Source organism: Coleofasciculus sp. FACHB-712 (assembly GCF_014695635.1).
Lineage (GTDB): Bacteria > Cyanobacteriota > Cyanobacteriia > Cyanobacteriales > FACHB-T130 > FACHB-T130.
In genome coordinates this window covers 1-4,568 of record NZ_JACJOQ010000088.1, presented here as the reverse complement: position 1 = coordinate 4,568, position 4,568 = coordinate 1, and the positions used below count along the sequence as shown (strand labels likewise).

At 46.3% G+C, this 4,568-nt stretch carries 5 protein-coding genes and 1 pseudogene; 4 read left to right on the top strand and 2 right to left on the bottom strand.

Translation table 11 applies throughout. From position 1 onward, the window contains the following. The 3 genes from H6F50_RS26685 to H6F50_RS02190 all read left to right on the top strand — a co-directional run. Positions 1-205: hypothetical protein (locus H6F50_RS26685; protein ID WP_206754816.1), on the top strand; the 205-nt coding region annotated here is incomplete at its 5' end. A 104-nt stretch (positions 206-309) separates the two neighbouring features. After that, a complete protein-coding gene (locus H6F50_RS02195) occupies positions 310-1,080 on the top strand; it encodes a metal ABC transporter ATP-binding protein (protein ID WP_242028865.1) in 771 nt (256 codons plus the stop codon). Between the two features lie 148 nt (positions 1,081-1,228). Then, positions 1,229-2,128, top strand: a complete 900-nt coding sequence (locus H6F50_RS02190; RefSeq protein WP_190411858.1) for a metal ABC transporter permease — start codon at positions 1,229-1,231, stop codon at positions 2,126-2,128. A 23-nt stretch (positions 2,129-2,151) separates the two neighbouring features. Here the strand turns inward: H6F50_RS02190 and H6F50_RS02185 are convergent, their stop codons facing one another. Both H6F50_RS02185 and raiA read right to left on the bottom strand, forming a co-directional pair. Then, positions 2,152-2,559: a hypothetical protein gene (locus H6F50_RS02185; protein ID WP_190411857.1), complete on the bottom strand. Its 408-nt coding sequence runs from the start codon at positions 2,557-2,559 to the stop codon at positions 2,152-2,154. A gap of 615 nt (positions 2,560-3,174) precedes the next feature. Then, positions 3,175-3,831, bottom strand: coding sequence for a ribosome-associated translation inhibitor RaiA (gene raiA / locus H6F50_RS02180; RefSeq protein ID WP_190425827.1), 657 nt, complete (start codon positions 3,829-3,831; stop codon positions 3,175-3,177). A gap of 498 nt (positions 3,832-4,329) precedes the next feature. On the opposite strand from raiA, the pseudogene H6F50_RS02175 reads away from it, so the two are divergent. Continuing rightward, positions 4,330-4,568, top strand: a pseudogene (locus H6F50_RS02175) (lipoyl(octanoyl) transferase); the annotation flags it as partial.

Here is a 4,568-nt window from a genome sequence, read left to right as displayed (position 1 = left end):
TGGATTTGCACGATTTGAGGAAGGCTGGGTACAGCTGGATAAGGCAAAAGGCAAGAGAATTCCTAGGCAAAGGCTAGAAACCAGAGCCAGAGGATTCCCCGATTTTGCCTTGGAAAGGCAAAAATTACTTCCTTTTACCTTTTGGAAGAGCCTAGAGCGCTGTACCATCAATTTCACCTATCTTTTAGATTATTTCTCTTTATAGATGTTTTCATATTCTTTTCATTATTAGAGTAATCTAAAAAGAAAGCAAGATAAAACCACCCTATGAATACTGCCACCTTCTCTCCTGATACCGATTGGGCAAAAATGGTTTGCCATCTGCCAGCCGCCTCGCTAGAGGCATCTACAGCAATTAAAATCAGCCAGGTGGGAGTGCAGTACCGCACGGTAGAGGCGCTACGGAATGTCAGTTGTGTAGTGGCACCGGGACGTTTGACAGGGATTATTGGCCCCAATGGTGCGGGAAAAAGTACCTTGATGAAGGCGATGTTGGGATTGATTCCCGTGACGGGTGGCACGGTGCTGTATAGCGATAGACCTTTGATGGAGCAACGGGAACGGGTAGCCTATGTGCCACAGCGATCGCAAATTGACTGGACTTATCCGGCGACTGTTTGGGATGCTGTAATGATGGGGCGTGTCAAGAAAACTGGCTGGTTTCGTCGCTTCTCTACGGTAAGCCGACGGGTGGCAGCAGAGGCTTTGGATCGGGTGGGAATGAGCAATTATCGCGATCGCCCGATTGGACAACTCTCCGGAGGACAGCAGCAGCGGGTATTTTTAGCGCGGGCTTTAGCCCAAGAAGCAGAGGTTTTCTGCTTTGATGAACCGTTTGCCGGGATCGATCAGAAAACCCAAGCAATTATTTTTGACATTTTCCGCGACCTTGCCGACGCTGGAAAAACGGTTCTCGTTGTCAATCACGACTTAGGGGCATCTATCACCCACTTTGATGACTTAATTTTATTGAATACTGAGTTAATTGCCTCTGGTTCGCGCCACGAGGTGCTGAGTCAGGAAAACCTGTATCGTGCCTATGGCGGGCAGGTGATGTTCTTTACAGAAGCAGCTGCGTAGAGGCGGTCTTTATCTCATTATCTATCCGCCCAGAAATATATTTCATCAATCCGCCCGGAGTGAGTTTTAAATTAAAGAAATCACTTCTCACTCCCTCTTAAACTTTGTGTCCTTTGCGCCTGGAGCGGTTAGAATCCTCTAAATTTTTATGTTAGAAGCGTTGATTGAGCCGTTGCAGTACGGCTTCATGCAGCGATCGCTGATTATTGCCATTCTCGTCGGCTTGCTGTGCGCTGTTGTCGGTAGCTATCTGATGGTGCAACGGCTGGCATTGTTGGGAGATGCCATCAGCCACTCGGTTTTGCCAGGGTTAGCGATCGCGTTTATGGTAGGTGCCAATATCTTTGTCGGGGCATTTATTGCCGGGGTTTTGAGTACGATGGCGATCGCTTGGATCAGAACGCGATCGCCAATTAAAGAAGATGCCGCAATGGGTATTGTTTTCTCTGCCTTTTTTGCCCTCGGCGTCACCTTAATTACCACGATCCAAAAAGATAACAAAATTGACCTCAATCACTTCTTATTCGGCAATATCTTGGGTGTTACCGTTGAAGAAGTCCGCGACACTGCGATCATTGCCGCAATTGTCCTATTGGTGGTCGTCCTACTGTACAAAGAATTATTATTTTATACCTTCGATCCATTGGGAGCGCAGGCAGCGGGATTGCCTACTAACTTGCTCAATTTTGGCTTAATGCTGCTGATTGCCTTAACCATTGTTGCCAGCATGAAAGCTGTGGGTGTCATCCTAGTGCTATCGCTGTTAATTACACCAGGAGCAACCGCCTATCTATTAGTGAAGCGGCTGCACAATGTGATGATAGTTGGGGCGGGGATTGGCATTATTTCCAGCATCAGCGGGATGTACCTGAGTTATTACCAAAATTTGCCTTCCGGCCCAGCGATTGTATTAGTTGCATCAGGATTATTTGTTTTAGCTTTATTATTCAGCCCTAGCTACGGAATCTTCACGAATAAACAATCGGATTTTGGACAACTCTCGCCAGTTTGGCGAGAGTTGAAACAGCTGATGCGATCGCGCTCGTAAGGCATATAGATATCCAAATCAAGTTATCGTTTGTCCAACAATTTCTTGGATGTCTCTACCTGCTCCTGTGCTACCTGGACGAACTCCTGTGCTACCTGGAGGAACTCCTTGACTGCTTTGGTATGTTTTTCTGTTGCCTTGGAGTGTTCCTGTGCAGCTTTCACGAATTCCTCTGTTGAGTTTCCATCATGCTGCTGCGATGCCTTCGCGTGCTGCTGCGATGCCTTCGCATGCTGCTGTGTGGCCTTTCCGTACTCTTCTATCAACTTTCCATGCTCTTGGGCGCTCTTTCCACGCTCCTTTAGAGTCTTTCCTACCTCCTCGATTAACTTCCCATGTCCCTCTGAGACCTTCGCGTGTTCCTCTGCGGCCTTCGCGTGTTCCTCTGATACCTCATGCATAATGACTTTACCTTCCTTTTTCTCTACCAACCTGTTTTTTGTACAACCCGCTTGTCTCAGGTTAATACTTGTTTATCCTTCTCATCCTCTGGCTTAATATAGGTTTGGTCATGTTGACCCACTCATCGCAACGACGATCCTACTTATTGCCAACTAGCTCCTTTAAAAGTTGAGAAAGAAGTTGTTTTGAAGTTTCAACTGCATCTGGTTGATTTTGAAGGGAACGATAGCAGCACTTAGTTGACCGATCCCTGCAAGTGGCTGCCTAAGAAAACCCAGGGATAAAACTACTGTGACGCTAAGTTTATCTAATTTCTTATTTGTGTTGATCGTTAGAAATTAGGGTTTCAACAAAGTGTTATGTAGACAAATTGTTTAAGAATTTCAGAAGATGAACTACGAGCAATGCAAGGTGCGATCGCTCAGTTTCGTAATGAGGCTGGGAAAGCGATCGCAACCTAAATTGGAATCAATACCAGCACAGTAGTGGCGAGTGCGATTTGCAAGAAAAAGTTTTTCTACAACCTGTGGGGCGATCCTGTGAAATCAGGAAGGTAGGGGCATTCACAAAGAATGCTCCTACCCGATCAAATCAGAGTCAACTAAGAGTCTGCGAACGAGAATCTAGATACTCTTCAGTTCTGTTTACGCTTTTGCAGAGCTTGACTTTTCTGGCGTTCCAGTGCTGTGGTTGTCAGTTTTGCCATTTTTGTGATGGGTATGTCCATTCCCGTTACGCGGCAAAATTACTCCATAACCACCGTGGTTGCGCTCATAAATAACGTTAATCTCACCGCTTTCGGCATTGCGGAACATATAGAAGTCATGATCCACCAGCTGCAACTGTTCCAAGGCTTCGTCCATCGTCATTGGCGGCATTGCGAAGTACTTGGTACGCACCACTTCTGAGGGGAGTTCGGGGGTGCGAGAACCAATGAGATCCTCTGGCACTGGCTCTTGTTCTACTACAATGCCAGTCTTCATTTGAGTCTGGGTCTTCTTATCCAGACGCTTTTCTTTATATTTCCGGAGTTTGCGGGCAATTTTATCGGCAACTAGGTCGATGCTCGCGTAGAGACTCTCGCTACTCTCTTCAGCACGGATTACTGTACCGTTGGCAAAGATAGTCACCTCAGCGGCTTGTTTTGGATTTATCCGGGGATTGCGAGCCACACTAAGATGCACGTTTACTTCGCTCGTCAAACTCTGAAAGTGGCTGACTGCCTTGTCAATTTTTTGATTTACGTACTCACGAATCGCGTCGGTAATTTCAATGTTTTTGCCGTGGATAACAAGCTTCATACCGGATACTCCATGCTGTACCGTTGTGATAATTTAGAAAGCTCAGCAGAATTGCGGCTTTCTCAGTAGCGATCTCGTTCCCGTTTTTTGGTGTTAGCAAACGTTGAACGGAGCCAAAACTTTGAGCAGTAGCAAATTTTTCCCGATTTCACACTGTTGCTAGGATGTTCTTGCTGGCAGTCCCTCAGCTAGAGAGGTTGTCAGCAGCCCTATCGCAAATAAGCAACTGCCGATGTTCTTGTTTAGGTTTCCTAGGGTGCTATTTAACTAATGTACATTCCCCAGCTTGGTTGCGATCTCCAAGTCTATCTTTGGGGTTATTTTGAAGAGGCATCCTCCCTCAACACTTGAGGTTATAACTTCAACACTAGCACTTTGTATTCTAGAGAACTTATGCCTTTGACTTCTCTTCAGAATCCTTTGCATCTTTTGACATTTCTTGATTCCAGCAGATTAATTATGCAAAAAATATAAGTCAAATTACTGTTGATTTTTGCCATGATTTTAAGTAAGTCTGAAGGGTCTGCTGGGAAAGCCTCGGAGCAACTGCGCCAACTCCGGTTATACAATCGGGGGCAGATGCCCTATTCGGCAGCTTGGGACTGGCAGCGATCGCTGGTTTCCGAACGCATCAACGATCCTAGTCTGGCGGATGCCCTGATTTTGCTAGAGCATCCGCCGGTTTACACGCTTGGGCAGGGAGCCAGTCTAGAATTTCTTAAGTTTGACCCCGCAGC